This window comes from Brevundimonas sp., from assembly GCF_013912065.1.
GTDB lineage: Bacteria > Pseudomonadota > Alphaproteobacteria > Caulobacterales > Caulobacteraceae > Brevundimonas.
Genome location: NZ_JACESA010000006.1, coordinates 72,319 through 99,160 on the forward strand (window position 1 = coordinate 72,319; position 26,842 = coordinate 99,160).

24 protein-coding genes and 1 riboswitch are annotated in these 26,842 nt (G+C 68.3%); of the genes, 15 read left to right on the forward strand and 9 right to left on the reverse strand.

All coding sequences use genetic code 11. From position 1 onward, the window contains the following. Positions 1-49: 49 nt before the first annotated feature. From H2037_RS06845 to H2037_RS06865, 5 genes are all read left to right on the forward strand, one after another. Positions 50-754: a response regulator transcription factor gene (locus H2037_RS06845; protein ID WP_292119468.1), complete on the forward strand. Its 705-nt coding sequence runs from the start codon at positions 50-52 to the stop codon at positions 752-754. Then, positions 723-2,360, forward strand: coding sequence for a stimulus-sensing domain-containing protein (locus H2037_RS06850; RefSeq protein ID WP_292119471.1), 1,638 nt, complete (start codon positions 723-725; stop codon positions 2,358-2,360). The genes H2037_RS06845 and H2037_RS06850 overlap by 32 nt, the downstream gene beginning before the upstream one ends. Next, the gene (locus H2037_RS06855; protein ID WP_292119474.1) at positions 2,357-2,785 is read left to right on the forward strand and encodes an HPr kinase/phosphatase C-terminal domain-containing protein; all 429 of its coding nucleotides are present in this window, start codon (positions 2,357-2,359) and stop codon (positions 2,783-2,785) included. The genes H2037_RS06850 and H2037_RS06855 overlap by 4 nt, the downstream gene beginning before the upstream one ends. 119 nt (positions 2,786-2,904) lie before the next feature. Next, positions 2,905-3,309 (forward strand): PTS sugar transporter subunit IIA, encoded by a 405-nt coding sequence (locus tag H2037_RS06860; RefSeq protein ID WP_292119475.1) that lies wholly within the window; start codon positions 2,905-2,907, stop codon positions 3,307-3,309. After that, positions 3,306-3,578 (forward strand): HPr family phosphocarrier protein, encoded by a 273-nt coding sequence (locus H2037_RS06865; protein WP_292119477.1) that lies wholly within the window; start codon positions 3,306-3,308, stop codon positions 3,576-3,578. The genes H2037_RS06860 and H2037_RS06865 overlap by 4 nt, the downstream gene beginning before the upstream one ends. A gap of 4 nt (positions 3,579-3,582) precedes the next feature. Here H2037_RS06865 and H2037_RS06870 read toward each other — a convergent pair whose 3' ends face one another. Then, positions 3,583-4,689, reverse strand: coding sequence for a phytase (locus tag H2037_RS06870; RefSeq protein WP_292119479.1), 1,107 nt, complete (start codon positions 4,687-4,689; stop codon positions 3,583-3,585). Between the two features lie 235 nt (positions 4,690-4,924). On the opposite strand from H2037_RS06870, the gene H2037_RS06875 reads away from it, so the two are divergent. The 3 genes from H2037_RS06875 to lpdA all read left to right on the forward strand — a co-directional run bounded on the left by H2037_RS06875 (position 4,925) and on the right by lpdA (position 10,868). Further along, positions 4,925-7,234, forward strand: coding sequence for a TonB-dependent receptor (locus tag H2037_RS06875; RefSeq protein WP_292119481.1), 2,310 nt, complete (start codon positions 4,925-4,927; stop codon positions 7,232-7,234). A 213-nt stretch (positions 7,235-7,447) separates the two neighbouring features. Next, positions 7,448-9,328 carry a PAS domain-containing protein gene (locus H2037_RS06880; RefSeq protein WP_292119484.1) on the forward strand — a complete coding sequence of 627 codons (1,881 nt, stop codon included), beginning with the start codon at positions 7,448-7,450 and terminating at the stop codon, positions 9,326-9,328. Between the two features lie 133 nt (positions 9,329-9,461). After that, positions 9,462-10,868 (forward strand): dihydrolipoyl dehydrogenase, encoded by a 1,407-nt coding sequence (lpdA, locus tag H2037_RS06885; RefSeq protein ID WP_292119487.1) that lies wholly within the window; start codon positions 9,462-9,464, stop codon positions 10,866-10,868. Positions 10,869-10,971: 103 nt separating this feature from the next. On the opposite strand, the gene H2037_RS06890 is transcribed toward lpdA, so the two are convergent. Together H2037_RS06890 and mutS are read right to left on the reverse strand one after the other, a co-directional pair. Beyond that, positions 10,972-12,798 (reverse strand): methyl-accepting chemotaxis protein, encoded by a 1,827-nt coding sequence (locus H2037_RS06890; protein ID WP_292119490.1) that lies wholly within the window; start codon positions 12,796-12,798, stop codon positions 10,972-10,974. A gap of 91 nt (positions 12,799-12,889) precedes the next feature. After that, on the reverse strand, positions 12,890-15,595 hold the full coding sequence (mutS, locus tag H2037_RS06895; protein ID WP_292119493.1) for a DNA mismatch repair protein MutS: 2,706 nt from the start codon (positions 15,593-15,595) through the stop codon (positions 12,890-12,892). Between the two features lie 96 nt (positions 15,596-15,691). Beyond that, positions 15,692-15,832, forward strand: a riboswitch (cobalamin riboswitch). Between the two features lie 167 nt (positions 15,833-15,999). Here mutS and H2037_RS06900 point away from each other — a divergent pair. Continuing rightward, complete coding sequence (locus H2037_RS06900; RefSeq protein WP_292119495.1) at positions 16,000-17,829, forward strand: TonB-dependent receptor; 1,830 nt, start codon at positions 16,000-16,002, stop codon at positions 17,827-17,829. Here the strand turns inward: H2037_RS06900 and H2037_RS06905 are convergent. The 3 genes from H2037_RS06905 to H2037_RS06915 form a co-directional block, all read right to left on the reverse strand. Beyond that, on the reverse strand, positions 17,813-18,733 hold the full coding sequence (locus H2037_RS06905; protein WP_292119498.1) for an aldo/keto reductase: 921 nt from the start codon (positions 18,731-18,733) through the stop codon (positions 17,813-17,815). The two genes, H2037_RS06900 and H2037_RS06905, sit on opposite strands and share 17 nt — an antisense overlap. 83 nt (positions 18,734-18,816) lie before the next feature. Continuing rightward, complete coding sequence (gene maiA / locus H2037_RS06910; protein WP_292119500.1) at positions 18,817-19,452, reverse strand: maleylacetoacetate isomerase; 636 nt, start codon at positions 19,450-19,452, stop codon at positions 18,817-18,819. Then, a complete protein-coding gene (locus H2037_RS06915; RefSeq protein WP_292119502.1) occupies positions 19,452-20,105 on the reverse strand; it encodes a fumarylacetoacetate hydrolase family protein in 654 nt (217 codons plus the stop codon). Before H2037_RS06915 ends, maiA begins: the two co-directional genes overlap by 1 nt. A gap of 138 nt (positions 20,106-20,243) precedes the next feature. Here H2037_RS06915 and H2037_RS06920 point away from each other — a divergent pair, with 138 nt between their 5' ends. The 3 genes from H2037_RS06920 (at position 20,244) to H2037_RS06930 (ending at position 21,289) form a co-directional block, all read left to right on the forward strand. Continuing rightward, complete coding sequence (locus H2037_RS06920) at positions 20,244-20,588, forward strand: DUF883 domain-containing protein (protein WP_292119504.1); 345 nt, start codon at positions 20,244-20,246, stop codon at positions 20,586-20,588. After that, complete coding sequence (locus tag H2037_RS06925; RefSeq protein WP_292119507.1) at positions 20,588-20,998, forward strand: hypothetical protein; 411 nt, start codon at positions 20,588-20,590, stop codon at positions 20,996-20,998. The genes H2037_RS06920 and H2037_RS06925 overlap by 1 nt, the downstream gene beginning before the upstream one ends. Positions 20,999-21,109: 111 nt before the next feature. Further along, positions 21,110-21,289 (forward strand): DUF1328 domain-containing protein, encoded by a 180-nt coding sequence (locus H2037_RS06930; RefSeq protein ID WP_292119509.1) that lies wholly within the window; start codon positions 21,110-21,112, stop codon positions 21,287-21,289. Positions 21,290-21,362: 73 nt separating this feature from the next. On the opposite strand, the gene H2037_RS06935 is transcribed toward H2037_RS06930, so the two are convergent. Genes H2037_RS06935 through H2037_RS06945 form a run of 3 tightly spaced genes read right to left on the reverse strand, consistent with a single transcriptional unit; the run spans position 21,363 to position 23,564 of the window. Beyond that, positions 21,363-22,214, reverse strand: coding sequence for a metallophosphoesterase (locus H2037_RS06935; RefSeq protein ID WP_292119511.1), 852 nt, complete (start codon positions 22,212-22,214; stop codon positions 21,363-21,365). Continuing rightward, entirely contained in the window at positions 22,214-23,170 is a 957-nt protein-coding gene (locus H2037_RS06940) for a diacylglycerol kinase family protein (RefSeq protein WP_292119513.1), read from the reverse strand. Before H2037_RS06940 ends, H2037_RS06935 begins: the two co-directional genes overlap by 1 nt. A gap of 43 nt (positions 23,171-23,213) precedes the next feature. Next, a complete protein-coding gene (locus tag H2037_RS06945; protein ID WP_292119515.1) occupies positions 23,214-23,564 on the reverse strand; it encodes a hypothetical protein in 351 nt (116 codons plus the stop codon). A 142-nt stretch (positions 23,565-23,706) separates the two neighbouring features. Here H2037_RS06945 and H2037_RS06950 point away from each other — a divergent pair, with 142 nt between their 5' ends. The 3 genes from H2037_RS06950 to H2037_RS06960 all read left to right on the forward strand — a co-directional run bounded on the left by H2037_RS06950 (position 23,707) and on the right by H2037_RS06960 (position 26,838). Then, on the forward strand, positions 23,707-24,048 hold the full coding sequence (locus tag H2037_RS06950) for a glycine zipper domain-containing protein (protein ID WP_292119517.1): 342 nt from the start codon (positions 23,707-23,709) through the stop codon (positions 24,046-24,048). 144 nt (positions 24,049-24,192) lie between these two features. Beyond that, positions 24,193-24,600: an OmpA family protein gene (locus H2037_RS06955; RefSeq protein ID WP_292119520.1), complete on the forward strand. Its 408-nt coding sequence runs from the start codon at positions 24,193-24,195 to the stop codon at positions 24,598-24,600. 57 nt (positions 24,601-24,657) lie between these two features. After that, on the forward strand, positions 24,658-26,838 hold the full coding sequence (locus tag H2037_RS06960; RefSeq protein ID WP_292119523.1) for a thioredoxin family protein: 2,181 nt from the start codon (positions 24,658-24,660) through the stop codon (positions 26,836-26,838). The last annotated feature ends 4 nt before the right edge of the window (positions 26,839-26,842 follow it).

Sequence of the window (26,842 nt, forward strand, 5' to 3'; positions counted from 1 at the left end):
TGCCGTGCGTTCCCTTCTACGGGAACGGGAAGTTCAGGAGAAAACAACCTTGGCCAACATCACCCTGGTCGATGACGACGAGAATATCGTGGCGTCCGTCTCGCTGGCGCTGGAAAGCCATGGCCACAAGATCACCGCCTATCACGACGGGGCTTCGGGCCTCGCCGCCCTGGAGGCGACGCCGCCCGACCTGGCCATCCTCGACGTCAAGATGCCGCGCATGGACGGCATGGAAGTGCTGCGCCGTCTGCGTCAGACCTCGCAAATCCCGGTCATCATGCTGACGTCCAAGGACGAGGAGATCGACGAGATCCTCGGCTTCAACCTGGGCGCCGACGACTATATCCACAAGCCGTTCAGCCAGCGGCTGCTTATCGAGCGGGTCAAGGCCCTGCTGCGCCGGACCGGCGCGGACGGCATCGAGCCCGAGCCGTCGGCCGAAGTGTCCGGCAAGGCGATCAAGCGCGGCAAGCTGAGCATGGACCCGGCCCGCCATGAATCGACCTGGGACGGCAAGCCGGTCAAGCTGACCGTCACCGAATTCCTGCTGCTTCAGGCCCTGGCCCAGCGCCCCGGTTTCGTGAAGAGCCGCGACAACCTGATGGACGCCGCCTATGACGATCAGGTCTATGTCGACGACCGCACCATCGACAGCCACGTAAAGCGGATGCGCAAGAAGTTCCGCGCCGTGGACAACGAGTTCGACGCGATCGAGACCCTGTATGGCGTCGGTTACCGCTACCGCGAAAGCTGATCTTCCCGGCGCTCCGGAGCCGGAAGAGACCCCTTGGCGTCCGTGGTTTCGCTTCGGCGGATCGCGGCTGGGCGCGTTTATCCTCGCGCTCAACCTGCTCAGCCTGCTGATCCTGTTCGGCGGCGCCCTGGCGCTGAACGAATGGCGTCAGGGGCTGATCGAGGCGCGCCAGGAATCGCTCACGGTCCAGGCCGAACTGCTCGGCAATGTGCTGGGCGAGCTGGGCATCAGCCGCGGCGTGCCGACGCCCGAGCTGGACGTCGGCGAGGCGGCGAAATGGCTGCGCGACAATTTCGTGCCCGCGGGACAGCGGGTCCGCCTGTACGACATCAACGGCCTGCCGGTCATCGACAGCTATGAGGTGACCGAGAACATCCCCGGTCGCATCCTGCCGCCGGCCCGGCCCGCCGGCGCCCCGGTTCCGGCCGACCTGATCAAAAAGATCGACCGCGACGCCGAGCACAAGCGGCTGGTCGAGGCCGAGGTGGCGGCCGAGGTCGAACGGGCCCTGGCCGGAGAGCCTCAGACCACCGTCCGGCGCAACGAGTCCGGTGACCGGGTCGTGTCCGTCTCCATTCCGATCCGCCATGTCCGCCAGGTCCTGGGCGTCCTGACGCTGGAAGCCGGCAATGTCGATGAAATCCTGGACGACCAGAGGCGGGCCCTGGTGCCCTTCGCCCTGGTGGCCCTGGCCGTAAACCTGTCGGCCTCTCTGTTGCTGCACCTGTTCGTGGCGCGGCCCATCAGGCGACTGTCGGCGGCGGCGGATCAGGTCAAGCTGCAGCGCGCCCGCGCCATCTCCCTGCCGGACCTGGAGGAGCGCAAGGACGAGATCGGCGACCTGGCCCGGTCTCTGGAATCGATGACCGACACCCTGTCGACGCGAATGGACGCCATCGAACGGTTCGCGGCCGACGTGTCGCACGAGATCAAGAACCCCCTGACCTCGATCCGCTCGGCGCTCGAAACCCTGCCCCTGGTCAAGACGGACGCCCAGAGAGAGAAGCTGACCAATCTGCTGCAGCAGGACGTGCGGCGTCTGGACCGGCTGATCACCGACATATCCAACGCCTCGCGGCTGGACGCCGAACTGTCGCGGGACCGCCCCCGCGCCATCGACCTGAACCGGCTGCTGGGCGACATCGTCGGCGTTTACGAGACCACCATGAGGCCCGGGGAGGTTCCGGTGCGGCTCGAGCGTCCCCCCCACGGGCTGAAGGTCGTCGGTCGCGACGGCCCCCTGGGCCAGGTCTTCCGCAACCTGATCGACAATGCGCGCTCCTTCAGTCCGGAGGGCGGCGAGGTCCGGGTCGTGCTGGAGGAGGTCGAGGGCGACCTGCCCATCCGCATCCGGGTCGAGGACCAGGGTCCCGGCATTCCGCCCGAGAACCTCGAGACGGTGTTCGAACGTTTCTACACCTCGCGACCTAAGGGCGCGGCCTTCGGTTCCAACTCCGGCCTGGGCCTGTCCATCGTCCGCCAGATCGTCGAGGCGCATGGCGGGCGGGTGACGGCGACCAACCGCGCGGACGCCGCCGAGGGCGGCGCGGGCGCGCGGTTCGAGATCGTCCTGCCCGCCACGCCCCCCGCAGGCCGACGCTCATGAACCCGCAACAGCCCGTTCACGCCACCACGGTCGCCATCCGACACGCCGGCGAATGGAAGGCTGTGATGATCCTGGGCCCGTCGGGCGCCGGAAAAAGCGATCTGGCCCTGCGGCTGATCGGGCTGGGGTGGCGGCTGGTCAGCGACGACTACACCCATGTCTGGGCCTCGGGCGGCGCGCTCCGTGCGACCGCCCCCACCGCCATAGCCGGTCAGATCGAGGCGCGAGGCGTCGGAATCGTGTCCTTCAGAACACGGCTGGTCGCCAGACTCGTCCTCGCCGTCGCCTGTGTTCCGGAGGCCGTCGAACGGCTTCCAGAGCCCCAGACGCGGCGTTTCGCGGGCATGGACCTGCCCCTTCTAGCGCTCGACCCTCGCCCCCCCTCGGCCGTCGACATGGTCGCAGTCGCGCTTCAGACGCTTTGAACCCGCGCATAACGGGTCTATGACACGCGTCTTGCGGTCCCGAGAGGATGCGCCCGGCCTCCCTGCCGGGCACGGGGAAGTCCAGGGATGGTTCGGGGTGGGATGCGAGTGAAATCCTTATGATTGGCCTGGTTATCGTCACCCATGGGGGACTGGCCTCGGAATTTCTTTCGGCGATGGAGCATGTGGTCGGGCCGCAGCGCGGCGTCGCGGCCATCTGCATCGGGCCGGAAGACGACATGGAGCGCCGCCGTCGCGACATCGTCGACGCCGCCGCCGCCGTCGACGACGGCGACGGCGTGATCCTGCTGACCGACATGTTCGGCGGCACGCCCTCCAACCTGGCCATCTCGGTGATGGAACAGACCCATGCCGAGGTGATCGCCGGGCTGAACCTGCCGATGCTGATCAAGCTGGCCAGCGTGCGCGGACGTGAAACCCTGGAGTCCTGCGTGTCTCACGCCCAGGAAGCGGGGCGCAAATATATCTCGGTCGCCTCCTGGGTGCTCGCGGGCGAAAAATGAGCGTCACGGCCACTCTGGACATCTGCAACACGCGCGGTCTGCACGCCCGCGCCTCGGCCAAGTTCGTCAAACTGGCCTCCAGCTTCAACAGCGAGATTCACGTCACGCGCGACGGCGTCACGGTCGACGCCCGGTCGATCATGGGCCTGTTGATGCTGGGCGCCGGCATCGGCTGCAGCATCGACGTCGCCGCCGAGGGGTCTGACGCCGAAGAGGCGATCGAGGCCCTGAAGGACCTCGTCGCCCGCAAGTTCGACGAGGATCAGTAGGGCCTTAGAGCCCCAGGGCGCGGCGGATGTCGCGCCAGTCCACATATTTGAAGTTCTGCGTGCCGACGTCATTCACGTCGTCCTGTATCACCACCAGGCCTTCCGGGAAGGGACCGACCGCGCCGCTCGCGGCCGCGAGACCATCCGTGCCGGTCACGCCGTCCACCACGCCGTCCACGATCTTGAACCGCCCCTTGTACTCCGGCGCGGCGCCGTCGATCCGCCACACCGGGAAGGTCGAGTCGCCCTGGCTCGAGGCGATCAGATAGCGTTTGCCGCCATCCGTCAGCGTCGTCAGGCCTTCGGCGTCGGCGACCAGGATGTCCTTGGCGATCGGCTGGACCAGGGTGCGCGCCGCGCCGGTCGCCGGATCTAGGCCGTAGCGCCACAGGCCGACGTTCTCCTCAGTGATATAGAGGGCGTCCGTAGCTTCGTCGGCGGCGCAGCCCTCGGAAATGGTTCCGATCTCGGCGCGACGCACCTCGCGCGAGACGGGCTGTCCGGCCGCATCGACGGTGAGCACGAACTGACGCAGTTCGCCCTCGTGACCGACCAGGATGGCGTGGATCTCGGCTCCCCGCCGAGCGAAACAGAAGCCGTAGGGTTCGACCACGTCGGTGGTGATCGCGCCCCAGTGGCGCACGCCGTTCTGGCCCGTTCCGGCCGGGTCGAACAGGTAGAGGGAGACGCCCGTCTTGCCCGGCGTGCGGTCGCTGGCGCCCAGGACGACCTGGGGCCTGCCGCCGACGCTCAGACCTTCGACCAGATCGACATTGTTCAGCAGGCCCTCGGGCATGAACTGCAGAATCTGACCGTCCAGCCCATAGATGTAGAGGCCCGACTTCTTGTCCGTGCCGGCGACGAAGCCCGAGATGGTCTTGCCCATCACTGTCGCCGGCGCGGCCGAGGCCCAGACGGCGGGATCGTCAGCGGCGTCCTGGCCGGCCGTGCCGACCGACGGCGTCTCCAGCACCGCCTGGACCGGCGCTCCCGGGCCGACGAAACCTTCGCCCTCGCCCTGGAAATCGACCTCGTGCGTCGCGCAGGCGGTCAGGGCCAGAAGACAGACGGAGGCGGTCAGCGCGCCCGCGCGCTTGAGCGACAGATTCATCGGATTTCCCCTTCAACGACAACATCGGAGACCACAGGCCTCCGGCTGGGGTCAAGAACGAAGACGTCGCAGTCTGTGGCGACGAACTAAAGTTAATCTTTAGTCAGATCATTTGTCGCAAAATCTACCCACAACATCCCCGTAGACGTCGCGTAATATTCACGGACGCGTCGTTCCTCAAGTCTAAGCGCGGCTCATTCGTCGAAGGCCACAGCCCGACGTTGGGGGACTTATCATGAGACTGAAACTGCTCGCGGGCGCCTCGCTCGCGTCTCTGGCCTCGCTGGCCTTCGCCGGCGCCGCCTCCGCCCAGAATTCAGGCACGAGCCAAATGCCGGCCACCGCGCTTGAAGAGGTCATCGTCACCGGCGAGCCGGCGATGCGCAATCGGACCGACGACGTCGTCCCGACCCTGTCCTACGACCTCGACTATTTCCAGCGCTTCGAGCCGCTGACCGCCGGCGACGCCCTGAAGCGCGTGCCGTCGGTGACCTTCCTTTCAGACGTCCTGGAATCGGACGGTGTCCGTATGCGCGGCCTGGACTCGGCCTATACGCAGATCCTGATCAACGGCGAGCGCGTCCCGGGCGCCAATCTGGACCGCTCCTTCTTCGTCGACCGCATCCCGGCCGAACTGATCGAACGCGTCGAGGTCGTCCGTTCGTCCTCGGCCAACCGTTCGGGCGACGCGGTCGCCGGCGCCATCAACATCGTGCTGCGTGACGCCCTGTCGCTGGACGGCGGCTATGTCCGGCTCGGCGCCCTGCACTGGAACGACAGCCAATACGGCGAATGGGGCGGCACCTACGGCGCCGTCTGGGGCGGCCAGGTCGGTCCGGGTCGCCTGCTGATCGGCGGCAACATCCAGGACCGTCGCAACCCGAAGGAGAAGTTCTCGCAGCGTTTCGACGAGCCGGGCGCGGAACTGAACGATACCGAGGTCCAAAGCGACGTCCGTGACGGCACCGACTATTCGGCCAATCTGTCCTATGAACTGCCGGTCGCCGGCGGCGATCTGCGCCTGTCCGGCATCTTCGTCCGCACCGATCGCGTGCAGGACGAGAACTCGATCGAATATGATGAAGGCGACATCAACGATCCGGCGAAGATCAACGCCAATCCCCTCGACATCCTGACCGACAACTGGTCGATCAATGGTCGCTATGAGCGCGAGATGCTGGGCGGTGAAACCACCTTCAAACTGGGCTACGCCACCATCGAAGACAGCCAGTTCGAGCAGGAAGCAGAGCTCGACATCGGCGACGAAGTCATCGAGGGCGAACGCACCGACACCGACCTGACGGACGAGGAAATCCAGGCCGCGATCGAGCACAAGATCCAACTCGGCGGCGGCATGGAACTGGAGTTCGGTGTCCAGTATTCGGACAAGAACCGCGAAACCTCGATCTTCTCTGCCGAAGCTGAAGTCGAGGACGAGGTTACCTTCCGCGCTCTGCTGGACAGCGAGTACGAGGACTACGAGGCGGTCGCCGGCGGCGTGAACACCATCGAGGAAACCCGGATCGACCCCTATGTCATGCTGTCGGGCGAGAACGGTCCCGCCAAGTGGGAAGCCGGTCTGCGTTATGAGATGACCGACGTCAGCATCACCGATGAAACCGTCGATGACGCCGACCGCGTGAACGACAAGGATTATGGCATCCTGCTGCCGTCGGCGAGCATCCGCTGGAAGCTGTCGGACGCGAACCGGATCACGGCCTCGGTGGCCCGCACCGTGCGTCGTCCGAACTTCGACTACATCTCCCCGGCCGTCCTTGAAGGCGAATACGGCGACAACGACTTCATCGGCAATCCGGATCTCGAGCCGGAAACCGCATGGGGCGTAGACTTCGGCTTCGAACGTCGCCTGGGCCGTCGCGGCGTGTTCGGCGTCAACGCCTTCTACCGTGACATCACCGACCTGATCGAACTGACCAACACCGGTGAGTACTCGGACGAAGCCCAAGGCAACTATGACGATGCGATCGACGATGGCGCCACGCCTGAAGAGGCCGCAGAAGAACTGACGTCCTTCGTCCTCACAGCCGAAAACGTCGGCGACGGCCAAGTGTGGGGCATCGAGTTTGACCTGTCGACGCCGCTGGACTTCATCGGCATGGAGCACACGGGCGTCTTCCTGAACTACTCGTGGCTGGACAGCTCGGTCGACGACTTCATGGGCGACCGTCGCTTCAACTCGCAGTCGGACTATGTCTTCAATGTCGGCTTCACCCAGGACATCCCGACCTGGGGCGCGGCCTTCGGAGCCACCTACCGCAAGCAGGGCGACGCCGAGAGCCGGATCGTCGGCGAGGAAGTGGTCACCACCTACGGCGCCGACCTGGAAGTCTTCATCGAAAAGCAGGTCGCCTCGAACGTGGTGATCCGTCTGACCGGTTCGAACCTGCTCGACTCGTCCAAGGACGAGGTCTTCGATAAGTTCAACACCATCGAAGACCAGATCGATCGCGACTACGACGAGTACGAACTGGAAACCGAGAGCGCCGGTCCCTGGTACCAGATCGTGGCTCGCATGGCCTTCTAAGGCCGACCAAAGACTGAACCGAGAGGGCCGGACGGCGACGTCCGGCCCTTTTTTCATAGGCGGCGAAGAAGACCGCCTCGGCGGCGCTTGACGGCGCCCGCCCTGATGACGTCTGGCTGTCGGCGACAAGGACTTCCCCCATCGCTGGTTCAGCCCTTGCAGAGCCGGGGCGCGAGCGGGCGATCGACGCCCCAAATTGAAACGGATCGATTGATGTTCCTCGAAGGCGAGGTCGACTGGACGCTGATCTTCGGCATACTGGCCCTGGTGGGCAACTTGGTCGCGGCCGTCGCCATCTGGTTCGCCGTGACCCACGGCGCCCGTCACGCCAGCGCGACGGACCAGTTGGACATGGTTCAGAAGGTGGCCGAAACCTCGGACCGGCGCCTGTTCGAGACGATGAACGCCGTGCCCGTCGCCATGGTCGAGACCGACAGCTCCGGCAAATTCGTCTTCGCCAACCGCGCGGCGCACCAGTTGCTGGGCCGTCGCGACGCCGAACTTCTGGGCCTGCGCTTCCACTCGGCGACCTGGGGCATCACCTTTCCCGACGGCAAGCCGATCCCCGCGGACCTTTTGCCCAGCGCCCGGGCCCTGCGCGGCCAGACGGTTCGGGGTTTCCAGCACCTGATGATGAACGCCGCGACCCGCAAGAAGATGCTGGTCTCGGTCACCGCCATGCCGATCGAAAACGACCGGGGGCAGATCAGCGGCTCGATCGCCGCCATCGTCGAAACCGACATCCTGACCACTCCGGCGATCGAGCCCGCCGCCCCGCCGCCCCCGCCGCCGGTCCGGCCGAGCGTGGCCGATCGGGTCTTCGACGCCGCATCCAGCGCCCTGGTCGTCGTCGATCCCGACGGCCGCATCCGTCAGGCCAACCGCACGGCCCTGATCATGCTGGGCCGCGGCGAGGGGGTGGCGGGGTCCGATTTCGCGGACCTGTTCCTGCCGCTCGACCGCCGGACCGAGGGCCGTCAGGCCTTGCGCGCGGCCCTGACCTCGACCGACAATCCCGACGGCGAGATCGGGCTGATCGAGACCGTGGACGCGGACGGGGCGGCGATCCGCTGGACCCTGCTGCCGCTGACCGACGACATGGACCGGGTCGACGCCGTCCTGCTGGCCGGAACCGCGGTGGCCGAAGCGCCGCCGGTCGAGACCATCGCCGAGCCGGCCGTCGCGGAGGTGGGTGAGACGTCGGCGGACGGCGTCCCGGACTCCGGGGTTCTGGACCCCGTCGCCGAGGCCCTGCAAGCGGCACAGGCCGACTTCGCGCGGCGCGAAAGCGAAATCCTGGCCGCCCACAACCAGGCCCTGCTCGACACCCTGGCGGAGGCGGCGCGCGCCGAGCGCGAGGTCCGGGCCGAACTGGAGGCCGAACGCCGCATGGCCAATGTCGGCCGTCTGACCGGCGGCGTGACCCAGGACTTTAACGCCCTGCTGGGGGTCATGACCTCGGCTCTGGACATGATGCTGCGCCACGCCGATGAGCCGGAACGCGTTCGCCGTCTGGGCCAGGCCGCCCTGGCCGCCGGTCAGCGTGGCGAGCGTCTGACCCGTCGTCTCAGCGCCTTCTCGCAGGACGAGGACCGCACCAATCTGCAGACGCTCGACGCAGGGATCTTCCTCGCGGGGCTGGAGACCAAACTGCGCCTGCTGTCGGGCCCCGGCATCGACCTGATGATCGAAACCCCGGCCCAGCCAGCCTTCGCCCGGATCGATCCCTCGGCCTTCGAGGCGGCGGTCCTGGCTCTGACCCGCAACGCGGTCGAAGCCTCGAACGGCGCGGGCTCGGTCGCCGTCCGCCTGGAAATCCAGCCCGATGGGCAGCTGAGGCTCAGCGTGCGGGACTCCGGCCCCGGCATGGACGCCGACACGTTGCGTCGCGCGCCCGAACCCTTCTTCACCACCCGGCCGGACGCCGCCGGCCTGGGCCTGTCGCAGGCCTTCGCCTTCGCCCGCCAGTCCTCCGGCGTCCTGGCCATCGACAGCGCGTCGGGCGAAGGGGCCGAGGTCTCCATCACCCTGCCCGCCGAGACCGACGCGGACAGGGGCGGTCCCGTCGATCAGACCGAGGACGGGGCTGCCTAAAAACGCCTCCTGACGGCTTCATCCCCCTGCAAAGGTCGATTCCGCGTCCCATATGTGACCCGGCGGTTGACCCCTGCGGGCTCGACGCTAGTGTCCGCCCGCTCCGCCCCGCGCCAGAAGACCAGAGGATATCATGGCCGAAGCCCCCGTTCCCTACGACGTCGTCATCATCGGCGGAGGGCCTGGCGGTTACAACGCCGCGATCCGCGCCGGCCAGTTGGGCCTGAAGGTCGCCTGTGTCGAGATGCGCGCCACCCTGGGGGGCACCTGCCTGAACGTCGGCTGCATGCCGTCCAAGGCCCTGTTGCACGCGTCGGAAATGTGGAACGCGGCCAACAGCGAATTCGCCAAGATCGGCATCGAGGTCCAGCCGAAGCTGAACCTGGGCCAGATGCACAAGGCCAAGGACGAGAGCGTCACCGCCCTGACCAAGGGGATCGAGTTTCTGTTCAAGAAGAACAAGGCCGACTGGATCAAGGGCAAGGGCAAGATCGTCGGAAAAGGCAAGGTCGAGGTGACCGCCGCCGACGGATCGGTCCAGACCCTGGACGCCAAGAATATCGTCATCGCCACCGGCTCGGAGCCGACCCCCCTGCCGGGCGTCGCCTTCGAAGAGGGCAAGGTCATCGATTCCACCGGCGCCCTGTCGCTGCCGGCCGTGCCCAAGAAGCTGATCGTGGTCGGCGCGGGCATCATCGGCCTGGAGCTGGGTTCGGTCTGGCGCCGTCTGGGCGCCGAGGTCACGGTGGTCGAATTCCTGGACCGGATCACCCCGGGCATGGACACCGAGGTCGCCACCGCCTTCCAGCGCACCCTGACCAAACAGGGCATGATCTTCAAACTGGGCGCCAAGGTCACGGCCGCCAAGTCGGGCAAGGACGGGGTGGAGCTGACGGTCGAACCGTCTGCCGGCGGCGCTGCCGAAACGATCAAGGGCGACGTCGTTCTGGTCGCCATCGGCCGCCGTCCGTATACCGAAGGCCTGGGCCTGGAGAGCGTCGGCGTGACGCCGGACAAGCGCGGCTTCGTCGACCATGACCACTTCAAGGTAGCCGACGGGGTATGGGTGATCGGCGACGTGACCCACGGCCCGATGCTGGCCCACAAGGCGGAAGAAGACGCCGTGGCCGTGATCGACACCATCGCCGGCAAATATGGCCACGTCGACTACGCCCTGGTCCCCAGCGTCGTCTACACCTTCCCCGAAGTGGCCTGGGTCGGCCAGACCGAGGACCAGCTGAAGGCGGCGGGCGTCGCCTACAAGAAGGGCAAATTCCCCTTCACCGCCAACAGCCGCGCCAAGATCAACCACGAGACCGACGGCTTCGCCAAGGTCCTGGCCGACGCCGCCACCGACAAGGTGCTCGGCGTGCACATCATGGGACCCCAGGCCGGCGAAATGATCCACGAGGCCGCCATCACCATGAGCTTCGGCGGCGCCTCGGAAGACATCGCCCGCACCTGCCACGCTCACCCGACCCGTTCGGAAGCCGTCCGCCAGGCCGCCATGGACGTCGAAGGCTGGATGATGCAGGCCTGATCGAACCTCGCAGGGAGCGATCCCTTCGACGAAAGGTCGCAAGACAAAGGCCCGCCCGGCCGTCGCCGGGCGGGCCTTCTGATTTCAGACGAGGCTCAGCCGATCAGGCGGCCCAGACCGCCCGATCCGGGTGCGCGGCGCCGGCCTGGGCCTCGACGTCGATGCGGAAGCGGGCGACCAGATCCGCCAGTTTTTCGGCCTCCTGGCTCAGGGCCTGATTGGCGGCGGTGGTCTGTTCGACCATGGCGGCGTTCTGCTGGGTCGTCTGATCCATCTGGGTCACCGCCGTATTGACCTCGGCCAGGCCCACGGCCTGATCCTTGGCCGAGGCGGCGATCTCGCCGGCTAGCTGATTGATTTCCGCTACCTGGCCGATCAGGGCGCTGAGGGCGCCGCCGGTCTGGGACACCAGGCGGGCGCCTTCGCCGACGCTGGCGCTGGAGGCGGCGATCAGGGTCTTGATCTCGCGCGCGGCCTCGGCCGAGCGCTGGGCCAGGGCCCGGACTTCGGAGGCCACGACTGCGAAGCCGCGACCGGCCTCGCCCGCACGGGCCGCCTCGACCCCGGCGTTCAGGGCCAGAAGATTGGTCTGGAAGGCGATCTCGTCGATAACGCCGATGATCTCGCCGATCCGACCCGAAGTGGTCTCGATCTCGCCCATGGCGGCGGTGGTGTCGGCGATGATCTGTTCACGGGCCTCGGCGCCGCCTCGGGCCTCGGCGGTGATGTTCGCCGCAGACTGGGCGCCCTCTGCGGTCCTGCGGACGGTGACGGTGATCTGGTCGAGGGCGGCGGCGGTTTCCTCCAAGGCGGCGGCCTGGCGCTCGGTGCGGCGCGACAGATCGTCGGTGGCGGTCGTGACCTCGGCGGTGCCGGCGCGCATGGCGCCGACCAGATCGATGATGTCGCCCATGGTTCCCGCCAGGGTGTCGGCGGCGGCGTTGTAGTCGTCCTTCAGCTTGCGGCTGCGCTCCGCGAAGGCGGTCGTGATCCGATAGGTCAGGTCGCCGCGCGCCAGAGCCGCCAGTCCGTCGCCGAGCGCCTCGACCACCACCGCGTCCTCCTCGGCCAGCCGTTCGCGTTCGGCCTCGCCCGCCATCTGCGTCTCGCGCGCCGTCGCGCGCATGGCCTCGGCCTCGACCTGGGTCTCCTTCTGGCGCACGGCGGCGTCGCGGAAGGCGAGCACGGCGCGGGAGATCTGGCCGATGTCGTCGCCGCGCGAGACCCATGGAGCGTCAAAGTCCGTGCGGCCCTGGCGCAGGGCCTCCATGCGGTCGCACAGGCCTTTCAGGGGCGAGAACATCCTGCGCGACAGGAAGAGACAGGCGCCGACGATCAGCAGCGCCACGACAAGGCCGCAGACGAACAGGGCCAGCATCACCTGGTTCACCGAGGCCATGAAATCGACCTTCGGGATGCCGACATAGAGGACGCCGATGGTCTGACCCGCGGCGTTCTTGATCGGATCATAGGCGACGAAATAGGGTTTTCCGAGAATTTCCGTCTGGCCGCGGTACGCCACGCCGGACTTGAGCACGGCGTCATAGACCGGGCCGGGTTTCAGCTTGGTGCCGACCGCGCGCGACCCGTCGTCCTTGACCACATTGGTTGTCACCCGCACGTCGTTCAGAAAGACGGTCGCGGTGCCCCCGACCAGCGCCTTGATCCGATCCACCGGTTCGACAAAGTCGTTCATCGGCGTCGAGCCGACGTATAATTTGCCGTCCCGCGCGGAAAAGCCGTCGCCATAGTCCGACAGAACGTCCCAGGCGACCCGCATATTGGCCTCTTGCCGTTCCGTGGCGCGCGCCTCGGCGTCACGACCCAGCAGGAAGGCGGCCACCGCCATCAGAACAATGGTCAAGGCGCCGAGGGCGGCGACGACCATCAGGGCCGTCTTGGCGGAGAGAGAGAGGGCGCTGAACTTCATGATCAGGTCCGAAACGGATCGGCCGACATCTAGGCCGAGACTGAACCTCTCACCGATATGGTTAAGATTTCCAGACCCTAAGGATTTCCACCTATTTCTTCCCCGCGAGGGCCTTGAGCCGATAGAGGGCCTCCAGCGCCTCGCGCGGGCTCAGGGCGTCCGGATCCACGGCCTCCAGCGCCGCCTCGACCGGCGACGGCACGAAGATCGGCTCGGGTTCGGCGACGGCGAAAAGCGGCAGGTCGTCCAGCCGCGCGACGGCGGCCTTCTCGCCTTCCAGACGGGTCAACACGGATTTGGCTCGGGCCACGACGGCGCTGGGCACCCCGGCCAGCTTGGCCACCTGAACGCCATAGGACCTGTCGGCCGCCCCCGGCGCCGCCTCGTGCAGGAAGACGAGGTCGCCGTTCCATTCCTTGGCCGCCATGGACAGGTTGCAGACATGGTCCAGCCGCGACTCCAGCTGAGCCAGCTCGTGATAGTGGGTGGCGAACAGGGTGCGCGCCCGGTTGACGTCGTGCAGGGCCTCCGCGGTGGCCCAGGCGATGGCCAGGCCGTCATAGGTGGCCGTGCCCCGCCCGATCTCGTCCAGGACGACGAAGCTGCGCGGCGTGGCCTGGGTCAGGATGGCGGCGGTCTCGACCATCTCCATCATGAAGGTGGAGCGGCCGCGCGCCAGATCGTCGCCGGCCCCGACCCGGCTGAACAACCGGTCGACCACGCCGAGCCGCATCGACCGCGCCGGCACGAAGGCCCCGGCCTGGGCCAGGATCACCAGCAGGGCGTTCTGGCGCAGGAAGGTCGACTTACCGGCCATGTTCGGGCCGGTGACGATGGCCAGGCGGGCTCCCGCTCTTTCGGCATCGGCGGCGCCGGATCCGTCCAGCCGGGCGTTGTTGGGCGTATAGGGATCGCCGGCCGCCTTGACCGCCGCCTCGACCACCGGGTGGCGGCCGGCTTCGACGCAGAAGACCAGACTGTCGTCCACCACCGGCCGGGTCGCCCCCGCCTCCTGGGCCCATTCCGCCAGGGCCGCATGGGCGTCCAGTTCGGCCAGAGCCTCGGCGACCGCCTGCAGCGGCTGAGCCAGGCGCGCGACCTCGCGCCGCCAGCCCTCGAAGGTCTCGGCCTCTATGGCCAGGGCGCGATGACCGGCCTGACTGATCTTGGCGTCCAGTTCCGACAGTTCGACCGTGGTGAACCGCACCTGGCTGGCCAGGGTCTGACGGTGGATGAAGGGGCTGTCCGGCCCGGCACGCAGCAGGCCCTCCGCGGCCTTGGCCGAGGTTTCCAGGAAATAGCCCAGGACGGCGTTGTGTTTGACCTTGAAGGCCACGCCGGATTCGGCGACGGCGCGCGCCTCCAGATCGGCCACCACCCGACGGCTGTCGTCGCGCAGGGTGCGGGCGGCGTCCAGTTCAGGCCGATAGTCGGGGCGGACGAAGCCGCCGTCGCGCGCCAGGTGCGACGGCTCGTCCACCAGGCCGTCGATCAGGTCAGCCTTCAGCCGCGAGATGTCGGGCGAAAGGCTCAGACGATCCAGGGCCAGGGCGATGCGGCGGGGTTGACCCGTGATCGGGTCCACCTGACCGATGAACAGGCCCGCGATCCCCTCGGCGATCGACAGGCCGACGCGCACCGCCGCCAGATCGCGCGGCCCTCCGCGCCCCAGCGCCAGCCGGCCGACCGCGCGGGCCACATCGGAAGACGCCTTCAGGCCGTCGCGCAGATGACGCCGCAGATCGCGCCGCTCCAGCAGCCATTCGACCGCGTCCAACTGTTCGTTGATCGCCGCCGGATCGCGCAGCGGCCGGGCGATCCGTTCCGCCAGGGCGCGCGCTCCACCCGATGTGACGGTGCGGTCAATACAGGCCAGCAGCGATCCCTCGCGTTCTCCACGCTGGGTGCGGTCGATCTCCAGACTGGCCCGGGTCGCCGGGTCGATAGCCAGAAAGCCGCTCTCGCCCAGCCGGCGTGGCGGCGCCAGGGCCGGGACCTTGCCGGCCTGGGTCGTCTCCAGATAGGCGGCGATCAGGCCGAGCGCCGAGACCTCGGCCTCCTCGAAGGCGCCGAAACCGTCCAGGGCCGCGACCCCGTACAGCCGCTCGACCCGCGTCCGCGCCGCCTGGGGTTCGGCGATGGCCGAGGCCAGGGCCTGGACCACGCCGCCGGAGCCGTCGAGCGCATCGCGCGTCGTCGGGTCCGAATAGATCCGGTCGGTGACCAGAACCTCGGACGGACGGAAGGCCGCCAGGGCCGCGCCCAAGTCCTCGATGGAACAGGCCACGGAATCGACCGCGCCAGACGACAGTTCCACCACCGCCACCGCCGCCCGCGCCTTGCGGATCGCCACGGCCGCCAGCCGGTTGGCGCCGCGCGCGTCCAGCAGACTGTCCTCGGTCAGGGTGCCGGGCGTCACCACCCGCACCACGCCGCGGTGGACCACCGCCTTGCCGCCGCGCTTCTTGGCCTCGGCGGGGTCTTCCAGCTGTTCGCAGATCGCGACCTTGTGGCCCAGGCGGATCAGCCGGGCCAGATAGCCCTCCATCGCATGGACCGGCACCCCGGCCATCGGGATGTCCTCGCCCTGATGCTTGCCCCGCTTGGTCAGGGTGATGCCCAGGGCGGCCGCCGCGACCTCGGCGTCCTTGAAGAACAGCTCGTAGAAATCGCCCATCCGGAAGAACAGAATGGCGTCCGGCTGACCGGCTTTGGCCGTCAGATACTGCGCCATGAAGGGCGTCGCGCCCTCGAGCGAGGCGGCGATTTCAGGCGGGTGAGAGACAGGGGCGTTCATGTGCTGTCAGGGTGACGGATCACAGCCGACCGCTCAAGCCCGTTAACGGCTCTTGCACAGGCTTCTCACCCCTGCGATAGGCCGCGTCAGGCGGTTAAGGGAACACGGTGAGACACCGTGGCTGTGCCCGCAACTGTAGGCGGCGAGAGCGTCGTCCGTCCGGGGTCTCGACCTCGGCGCCACTGGGTGACTGGGAAGGCGAGGACGGCGGTTTATGACCCGCAAGCCAGGAGACCTGGCCGCCTGTGTCGCTCGTCCGCTGTCCGGGACCAGACAGAGGCGCGGGGACTTCTCGTCGCAGCGACCCGATCTTGCGCCGTCCGGACCTCTCAGGCCCGGCGGATCGGCTCGCTCATAACGGCTCCTCGCGCGCACTCGCGGAGCCTGCACGGGGGTTTTCGCTCATGAAGCGCTCCATACTTCTCTCCACGGCGGCCCTGTCCGCCTTATTCGCCGCGCCCGCCTTCGCCCATGGCTCCGACGAGCTGGACGAGGTGGTCGTCACCGCCACCCGCATCCCGGCCATCGTCGCCGACACGCCCGGCGCCCGGGTGATCGACGGCGTGACCATCGAAAAACGCGGCGCCGTCTTCGCCGCCGACATCCTGTCCGACATTCCCGGCCTGTCGGTGACCCGTTCCGGCGCCTTCGGGGGTGTGGCCCAGGTGCGGATGCGCGGCGCCACGCCGGGCAAGACCCTGGTCCTGGTCGACGGCGCGCCGGTCAACGACCCGTCCGAGGTCAATGGCGCCTATGACTTCTCGGGCTTCGAACTGGGCGACATCGCGCGGATCGAAGTCTTGTCCGGTCCCCAATCGTCGCTGTGGGGCTCGGACGCCATAGGCGGGGTGATTTCCTTCACTACCAAAGAGATCGACGGACTGCGCGCCGAGGCCGAGGCTGGCAGTTTCGACACCGTGCGCGGGCGGCTGGCCGCCGGGGTCGCCAACGAGACCTGGGCCTTCGGCGGCTATGTCTCGCATTTCGACACCGACGGGATTTCGGCCGCCGACGAGGCCGACGGCAACAGCGAGACCGACGGTTTCACCAACACCACCGTGGGCCTGAAGGGCCGCTACGCCGTCTCTCCGACCATCAAGCTGGACGGCTCGGCCCGCTGGTCCAGAAGCGAGGCCGATCTGGACGGTTATCCGGCGCCGACCTACGCCCTGGCCGACACCGACGACAGCCAGGAGTCGGAACAATGGTCCGGTTTCGGCCGCCTCGGCCTGGCGGCCCTGGGTCTGAACCATCAGTTCAGCGTCTCGGCCTCGGACATCCGGCGCGACAGCTTCAGCGACTATCCGTCGACCTATGAGGCCGACCGTCAGGTCTATCGCTGGCAGGCCGACGGCGCCGCCGCCGCCCTGACCTACGCCTTCGGCGCCGAGCGCGAGGAGACCGAAGGCAGCGTCTCTACCGGCGCCAAGGAGGATCTGGGCACGACCTCGGTCTTCTCCACCGCCCGCTATGTCCTGACCCCGGCCTTCAGCATCACTGGCGGTTTGCGTTTCGACGATACCGACGACTTCGGCTCCAAGACCACTGGCCGGATCTCGGCCGCCCATGATCTGCCCGGCGGCTTCATCCTGTCCGGCGCCTATGGCACGGGCTTCAAGGCGCCGTCGATCAGCCAGGCGGTTTGCGACTTCTGCTTCTCGTCCGTCCCTGTCCCCACCCTAAAGCCGGAAACGGCCGACAGCGTCGAGGTCGCCCTGGGCTGGGCATCGGCGAACGGCCGGCTCGATGGCCGCGCGACCCTGTACCGGCTGAATATCGAGGACCAGATCACCTATTTCACCGATCCGGCCAGCTTCGACAGCTATTACATCAACATCGCCCGGACCCGCACCGACGGGTTCGAGCTGGAAGGCCGCGCCCTGCTCGGGGCCGGGTTCGACCTGACCCTGGCCTATGCCTGGACCGACGCGGAGGATCGTTCGACCGGCGCCCGCCTGCTGCGCGTGCCCGAACACGCCGGTTCGGCGACCCTGGCCTGGAGCGGCGAGCGTCTGTCGGGCGCCCTGACCGTCCGCGCCGAGGGAGACCAGGACGATTCCGGCGGCGTGCGGGAGAGCTTCGTCACGGCCAATCTGAACGCGGCCTATCAGCTGACGTCGGCAGTCGCCCTGACGGCGCGGATCGAGAATCTGGCCGACGAGGACTACCAGCAGGTGCTGGGCTACGGCGAGCCGGGCCGTTCGGCCTATGTCGGGGTCAGGCTGCGCTACTGATCCGAATGCGGGCGTCGGCGGTGAAGGCCGCCGGCGCCTCCAGCGCTAGTTCCGACCAGTTCAGGTCGGGACAGGGCGCATGGGCGGCCGCCAGAATGGCGCGCATCTCGGCGGCCGAGGCGACGCTGGCCACCACGCGGTCGACCGCTTCGAGCGAAAAGACGTAGGCCAGGGCCGCCTGCATCGGGTCGCAGCGCCGCTCGGCCAGGCGACGGCGCGTTCGCGACAGGGCCTGGGCATGATCGGCCAGATGCGGCGGCAGGTCGTCGCCGCCGGCGAACAACAGTCCCCCGGCGAAGACCGAGCTCAGATGGACCTCGGCCCCGACGGACTTGATCTCGTCCAGCACGCCCTCGGCGGCGGCGCGTTGGTCCAGAAGATTACAGGGTATCTGAACCACGTCGGCTTCCAGCCGCCGCGCCAGAAGCGCCGGACCGTCCTCGATCGTGGCGCAGAAGCCGATACTGCGGAACAGGCCGCGCGCCTTCAACGCCTGGAGCCGGTCCCACAGGGCGCGGCCCTCGGCGCCGGCCAGATCGGCGGCGTTGTCGACCAGCAGAGCCTCGCCGCGCGGCAGGCCCAGCCGTTCCAGCGACCTGCGCGCCCGCGCCTCGACCCGATCCAGCCCTTCGCTCAGGGCCACGGTCCGAACCGTCACCCGGAAGGGCGAAGGAAAGGGCCAGGCTTGGCCCAGAAGCCGTTCGCCGTCGCCGGAGGGTTGGGTCGCGATCATCCGGACGCCGGCCTCGGCCCCGGTTTGCAGCAGGAAGCGCATCGCCTCCTCGCGCGCGCCGGACGGGGCGGACATGAAGGGATTGACGGCTCGCTCGGGCTCGGTCGCCACGGCCAGGGCCAGGCGATCGATGGGCGAGGGCGCCGAAGGGGTGGCCGGGGGATGCGTCACCGGTCGAGAATGACGCGCAATACTTAAGGGAGATTGAGCGAGACGTTACGCGAGTCTTACTTGTCCACCGTCGATATGCCGGCTCAGGCGTCGGCGTCGGGCTGGCGATCCGGATGGGCCGCCTGAAACGCCGGATGATCCTGAGCCCGGGTCTCGACGGCGAGCAGGCGCGGCCAGGCGTCCAAGTCCATGTTGAACCGCCGCGCCGAATAGAGTTGCGGGACCAGATAGCAGTCGACCAGACCCGGTCCATCGCCGAAGCTCCAGCCGTCGCCGTGACGCGCCACCAGGGTTTCCAGCGCATCGAATCCCGGCGCGATCCAGCGCGCGGCCCAGGCGTCGACCGTCTGCTGATCCGCCTGGAAGTCCGCACGCAGCGATTTCAGCACACGAAGATTGTTCAGCGGATGGATGTCGCAGCCGATCAGGGCCGCCATGGCCCGCGCATGCGCCCGGTCGGTCGGATCGCGGGGCAGAAGGGCGGGCTCCGGCCGGGTCTCCTCCAGCCATTCCAGTATGGCCGGGCTCTGGGTGACGACAAGGTCGCCGTCCTCCAGAGCCGGGACCATGCCCTGGGGGTTCAGGGCCAGATAGGCGGCGCTCTTCTGCACGTTCTGGCGCAGGTCGAGCGCGGCAGTCTCGTACGCTACCCCCTTCAGGCCCAGGGCGATGCGGACGCGATAGCTGGCGCCCGAACGCCAGTATCCGTGCAGGATCATCAGACCATCTCGAAGGACAGGGGCTCCAGGCCGTCGATGGTCACGACCACCTTGTCGCCGCGAACCAGGGGGCCGACGCCCGACGGGGTGCCGGTGAAGATCAGGTCGCCCGCCTGGAGGGTCCACAGCTTGCCGGCCTCTTCGATGATCCGGTCGGGGTTCAGGATCATGTCGTCCAGCGTGCTCGACTGTTTCGTCTCACTATTGACGGTCAGGGCGATGGTCCCCGCCGGCGCCGGAAGATCGCCCAGGGTCAGTGGGCCGCAGGGCGCCGACTGGTCGAACCCCTTGGCCGCATCCCAGGGCCGGCCGGCGGCCTTGGCTTCGGCCTGAAGATCGCGGCGGGTCAGGTCGCAGCCGGCGGCCCAGCCGATGATCTGGCCGCCCTCGCCGATGGCCGCCACCAGTTCGGCCTCGTAATGCAGGTTCGACGTCGCCGACGGATAGGCGGGATTCGCCCCGTCCGAAACCAGGGCGTCGCCGGGCTTGGAGAAGAAGAAGGGAGTCTGCTTGTCCGGATCCCCGCCCATCTCGCGCGTATGGGCGGCGTAGTTCTGGCCGACGCAGAGGATGCGACGAACCGGGAAACGCTGGTCGCTGCCCGTGATCGGCAGGGTCGGAACGGGGCGGGGCGCGAACAACATCGAGGTCATGCGTTCAATCTAGTGCGGCGACCGGCGCGTGACGAGACCCGAGCTTCACCGGCAAAATCGGGAACCTCGATCCCGGTGTGGCGTTCGCAGACGGGGTCCCCTATTCTATAGCCAAGCTTAAAACCCGGAGCGCGCATCATGGCCACCACCAAGGCTCGAGAAGACATCAAGGCCGATCTGAAGACCCTCAAGGAGGATCTGAAGACCGGCGCCCGCGAAGAAACCCAGCGCCTGCGTGAAAAGGCCGGCGAGGCCGAGGCCAAGCTCCGCGCCAAGAGCGAGGAGGTGCGCGAACAGGCGCGCGGCTATTACGACACCGCCCGGGTTCACGGCCGCGAATATTATGACGACGCCGCCGAACGGCTGGATGAGGCCCAACGCTATATCGTCGAGCGCGTGCAGGAGCGTCCGCTGCAGTCGACCGCCGTCGCGCTCGGCGTCGGCGTCGTCCTGGGTCTGCTGCTCGCCGGTCGCCGTCGCTGATGTTCAAGGGCATAGTCAAACGTATCGTGGCGACCTGCGTGGTCGCCGCGAGCGTCTTTCTGGCCGTGGTCTTCCTCGGCCTGACGCTCTTCTATGCGCTCAGCCTGATCACGACCCCGCTGGGCGCTGCCGCCATCACCTTCGGCCTGTTCGCAGTGGTGGCGCTGATTGTCGCACTCGTCTTCCTGAAAGGCGACGGCGGCGACGACGAGGACGAGGAAGACGAGCCCGAGGGCCTGATCGGCAAGCTGGTGCATATCATCCGTGAACGTCCGGTCATTGGCGCGGTCGGCGGTCTGGGCGCGGCCTTCCTGTTGCTTCGCAACCCGGCCTTGGCGGCCATCGTCGCCAGCATGGTGGCCGATAGAAAGATGGATGCGAGCGGCTATCGCAGACGCCGTCGCCGCTGACCGATTTCACGTCGCGCCACGGAACGCACCCGATCCGGGAACGTTGATCCACCGACGGGACGAACGGCTGCAAGGCCGCCGTCGAAACATCAACGCAGGAGAGCTAAACCCATGATTCGCTGGGCAATTATCTTCCTGATCGTGGCCTTGGTCGCAGCCGTTCTCGGCTTCGGCGGCATCGCGAACTTCTCGTTCGAGATCGCCAAATTCATCGCCGTGGTCGCCATTATCCTGTTCGTCATCGCCCTCGTGGCGGGCGGACTTCGCGGACGCGGCGCGCCCCGACTTTAGGGCGGACCGCACGAACACGAGACGAAGGGCCGGAACATCAGTTCCGGCCCTTTTTCCATGGCCGAAAAGCCGTTCAGAGCGCAGCCTTCTCTAAGGCGCCGGGTTCGTTCGGCCGGGGGGCTGTGGCGGCCATGCGCGTGTCCTGGCGTCGCGGCAACCGCCAGACCTGATGCGAACTGTAGGACCGTCCGTCCCAGGCCAGGGCGGTCACGGTTATGGTTCGCGCGTCCCAGTCCACCTGGTTGAAGCCGGGAGGCGATCCCCGCTCCCGGTGCGACAGGGTTCCGCAGCCCACGGCATAGGAGCAGCGATCCGCCAGATCGATCGGTAGGGCGAAGGGGACATGGACATGGCCCGTCATGATCAGATCAACCCCGGCCTCGGCGAAGATCAGCGCCGCCGCCTCGCCGCGTTTGACCTCGCCGGTCATGGGCGTGCCGATCATCTCGACCAGCGGATGGTGACAAGCCAGAATCCGCAAGGCCCCGATCGGCGCCTGGCGCAGAGCCTCGGCCGCGCGGCGCGTCTGGTCCAGATCGATGACGCCCTTGGACCAGTTCGGCCGCGCCTGCCATCCGCGCGCGGTCACGACGCCGCGCACCATCACCGTATCGTTGCAGAACTGGCCATCATGCGCCGGAAATCCGGTCGCGGTCTCGAACGCCTTCCACGGTTGAAACACCCGCGCGAAAGCGTCCCAATAGGGAACGTCGTGATTGCCGACGATGACGAACCGGGGTTCGGGCATGGCCCGCATCCATTCGCCCGCTGCCCTGAACTCGGCCGGATAGCCCTTCTGGGTGATATCCCCCGTGATCAGGACCAGGTCGTTGGGCGTGGCGTGGGCGTAGTCCAGCGCCGCCGCGACGGCGTCCTTGTGCTCGCACCCGAAATGAACGTCGGAGAACTGGAGAATACGTCCCATTACACGCTGTCCTCGGCCGCGGGGGGCCGGGGCGCGAGCGCACGGAAGGCCTTGGGAACGAAGCGTACGCCAGCTTCCGACTTCAGCAGAAGCGGCTCGCCGTCGATGACCGCCGGAATCCTTGAGCGCGCCCGCACATCGACGCGCTTGGCCGAGCGGGTCGAGACCGCTGGGTCGTGGCGCCAGTCGCTGAACAGGGCGGTGGCGGCCAGCCGGAAGGCCTGGGCTGCGTCCGCCGGATCCATCGCCGCCGCCTCCAGGCCGGTCGGCTCCTCCATCGCCTTGGAGATCATCGGACTGATCAGGACCAGGGCCTCGGCCCGACGCTTTTGGCCGCCGTCGAGACTGAATCTCAGCCGACCGGTGAAGGCCCGTTTCAGGGCCCGCCGACCATAGGTCCAGGCCAGTTTCACCTTGCCGGTCCGCATGGCCTCGCGCGCCGGCGCCCACAGGGCCGGGGATCCCAGGATGGCGGCGCAGTAGAAATATTCGCCTGCGACCTCGCCGCCCGATACGGTCTGGGGCTCGCCCTCCTCCAAGGCGCGGCGCAAGGCGAGTTTCCAGTCACCCGTGCCGTACAGGGCTTTGGGCAACATGTTCATGGTTCCGCCGGGCAGGGGAGCGATCATCGGCCCGTCGGGTCGGGCTTTCGACGCCACCGACCGCGCGGTCCCGTCGCCGGCCAGCACGAAGACCACGTCCGGCGCGGCGGCGAAGGCCTCGGCGATGGCGGCATCGTAGTTTCCGCCCTCCAGCACCATAAGCTGCGTCTCGAGCGTGTACTCGGCCAGTATCGCTTCCGCCTCCGAAACCGCGCGCGGCCCCACGCCGCCCGACAGGGGATTGACCAGCATCACCACCCGTTTCAGGGCCGTGTGCGGCGTCAGGATACGTGCACCCTGGTCGCGCGGCTCGCCCGCGACGGCTTCGGATTCTGAACTCAAGGTGTCGGCCATGGCCGCCGAACGTGTCGGCGGCCCGCCCGTTCCCTAAGCGTGGCTATTGTTTGAGTTCGTCGCGCGCGGCGGCGGCGCCGGCTTCCAGCGCGTCGCCCGTCTTGCCGGCCGCCTGCCCCGCCTTGTCCGCGGCGACGTCGGCGGCCTGGGGCGCTCGCCCGGCCAGCTTCTGGGCCTCGGTCCATCCGGCGGTGATCCAGCCGTCCATCATCCGGCCCGCGCCCTCGACCGACCTTTCCTTGACCGACAGGACCAGGGTCAGGGCGCCGATCAGGGCCAGAAGGGTCACCAGCACATTGATCAGCGGCGCGGCCGACGGCTTGCGCTTCTTGTTGCGCGCCCAGATCGGACCCTCGGCGCCGATCGCGGCCCGCGTCATCTGTGAAAAACGCATATTCTCCCCCCACACATTCTGCGCGGGCCCGGCCCGCATTAACGATCTTAACCCTTCCAACAGAACAGCGATAGACAGGGGAACCGGAGCCGTAAGCCAGCGTTATCACGCACGGGGCGAACCCAGGACAGAGGATTTCACCATGAACAAGGCCATCATCGCGATCGCCGGCGCCGGGCTTCTGGCTTCGGCCTGCGCGAGCGACCCGTACGGCAACTCGAACCAGACGGTGCGTCAAGGCGCCATCGGCGCCGGCCTCGGCGCTGTCGCCGGCGCCGTCATCGGCAACAATGTCGGCAGCGGCAACGCCGCGACGGGCGCCCTGATCGGCGGCGCCCTCGGCGGCGCGGCCGGCGCCATCCGCGGTTCGTCCCAGGACCGCAACAACCAGCAGCGCTACCGCGACAGCCAAGGCCGTTATTACTACTGCTACGATAACCGCCAGGACGAGTGCTACTGGGACAACGGCCAGCGTCGGTACTGAGCCGCCGGCGGATCGGGTTTCGGCCCGGACGCGGACAGTTTGAGTTTCGGGAGGGCGGTTCGTCAGGCGGGCCGCCCTTTTCGTGTTCAGAACGAAGGGGAGCAGGGCATGGGATATAGGGCGATTTGGGCGTTGGCGGGCGTTTTGGCGTTGGGCGCGTGCGCCACGCCGATGCGGCGCGAGGCGCTGGTGACGGGCGAGTCGATGTGCGCGCCGGTGCGGTTCGACATCTATTTCCGCGAGAACGAGGCGAGGCTGACCGATGCGGCGGGCCAGGCGATCGAGGCGGCGGCCGGGGTGCTGCGGACCTGCGAGGTGCGGCGGATCCAGGTGCTGGGCCTGGCGGACGCGACCGGAGCCAGCGAGGCGAACCTGACCCTGTCGCAGCGCCGCGCCCGGACCGTGGCCCAAGCCCTGGGCGATGCGGGCCTGCCGGCGCCGGTGTTCGAGGTGGCGGCGGCCGGCGACGCGGGTGCGACCACGGCGGGCGGGGCGGCCGAACCCCTGCGTCGTCGCACCGAGGTGGTGGTCGACGCCCGACCCCGCCGGTGACGAACGGATTGACGGCGAGCGCTGACAGGGGCCGCCGCAGCGCCTAGAAGCGGGGCCATGCGCCCGATCGCCTTCCTGTTCGCCCTTTTGTTCGCCCTCGGCCTGTGGATCGCGCCCCCGGTCACGGCCCAGCCGGTCAGCCGTCCGGCCCAGACCGCCGCCATGGTTCCGGCCGGGCCGCAGAAGAGCGAGAATATCGAGGCGGAGCTGGTCCCCCTGACGCGCTGGGCCGCCCCCGGCTCGACGGTGGTGGCGGCGGTGCATCAGAAGATCGCGCCCGGCTGGCACACCTATTGGCGTAATCCGGGCGATTCCGGCGGCCCGACGACCCTGGACTGGCGCCTGCCGCCGGGGGTCGAGGCCGGGGAGGTCGTCTGGCCCCTGCCGACGCGCCAGCGGCTGATGAGCCTGGTCAACTACGGCTATTCGGGCGAGGTCTATCTGCCCGTGCCGATCGAGATCCCGGCCTCGGCCCGGCCCGGAACCACCCTGCCCCTGATCGCCGACGCCCTGTTCCTGGTGTGCAGCGACCAGATGTGCGTGCCGGTGCAGATGAGCCTGCGGCTGGACCTGCCGATCCGCGAGGGAACCCCGCCGCTGGACCCCGATCACGGTCGCGCGCTTCAGACCGTGCTGGAGGCCGCGCCGCGCCCCGCCGGAATCGAGGCGCGCGCCGTGCTGAAGGACGGCGTCCTGACCCTGTCGGCGGCGGGCGGCCCCCTGGCCGGCGCCGACCCGAGCCAGGCCTATTTCTATCCGTTCGATGGCGGCGTCATCGACCATGCGGCCGCCCAGTCGGGCGTGGCCGGGCCGAGCGGGCTGAGCCTGAAACTGACCCCCGGCGCCGATCTGAAAACCGGGGGCCTGACCGGCCCGATTTCCGGCGTCCTGGCCACCGACGTCGGCGCCTGGGAGATCACGGCCCAGCCCGGTCCGCCTCTGACCGGAACCACAGGCGGCAAGCCCCTGTCCGGCGAGGTCGAGCCCGTCGCCGCCGGAACCAGCCTGGGCCTGATCCTGCAATCCGTGCTGTTCGCCTTCGTCGGCGGCCTGATCCTGAACCTGATGCCCTGCGTCTTCCCCATATTGGCGATGAAGGCCGCCGCCCTGGCCGCATCGGCCCATCAGGCCAGGGAGGCGCGCCGCGACGGCCTGCTGTTCCTGGCCGGGGTGCTGTCCAGCTTCCTGGTCCTGGCCGTCGTCCTGCTGATCCTGCGCGCGGGCGGCGAGGCCATAGGCTGGGGCTTCCAGCTGCAGTCCCCGGCGGTGATCGCGGGCCTGGCCCTGCTGATGCTGGGGGTCGGACTGAATCTGTCGGGCGTCTTCCATGTCGGGGCGGGGTTGCAGGGCGCAGGCGTCGGCCCCCTGTCGCGACTGCCCGGCGGCATGGGCGCCTTCTTCACCGGGGTTCTGGCCGTGGTCGTCGCCGCCCCCTGCACCGCCCCCTTCATGGCCGCCGCCCTGGGCGCGGCCCTGCTGGCGCCATGGCCTGCGGCCCTGGCGATTTTCCTGATGCTGGGCCTGGGTCTGGCCCTGCCCTATGTCGCCGTCAGCCTGTCGCCCGGCCTTCTGAGGCGGTTTCCCCGGCCTGGACCGTGGATGGAACGGCTGAAGGGCTTGCTGGCCTTTCCCATGTATGGGGCGGCGCTGTGGCTGGTCTGGGTGTTCTCGCGCCAGACCGGCACCGACGGCCTGGCCTTGCTGATGGCGGCCGCGCTGACGACCGCCTTCGGCCTGTGGCTGTTCGGCCTGACCCAAGCCCAGCGCGGCCTGGGCAGGCCCGCCCGCCTGTCCAGCATCGCCGCACTGATCGTTCTGGCCGCCGCCCTGGCCCTGGCGGTCGTCGCGGGCCGCGCCCCCGTCGTGGAGGCGAGCGCGTCCGCCCAGACCGGTCCCCTCGCCTCGGCCCCCTGGTCAGGCGAGGCCGTCCGCGCCACCCAGGACCAGGGTCGGCCCGTCCTGGTCAATTTCACCGCCGACTGGTGCGTCACCTGCAAGATCAACGAGCGCGCGGCCCTGTCCTCGCCCCGCGTCGCCGAAGCGTTGAAGACGGCGAACGCCGTCTATCTGGTCGCAGACTGGACCCGGCGCGACGACGCCATCACCCGCGAGCTGGAACGGCGCGGCCGCTCGGGCGTGCCCCTGTATCTGCTGTATCCGGCGAACGGCGGCGAACCCCGCATCCTGCCGCAACTGTTGACCGAGGGCGTGGTGGTCGAGGCGTTGAAGGCGGGGTGAGGTT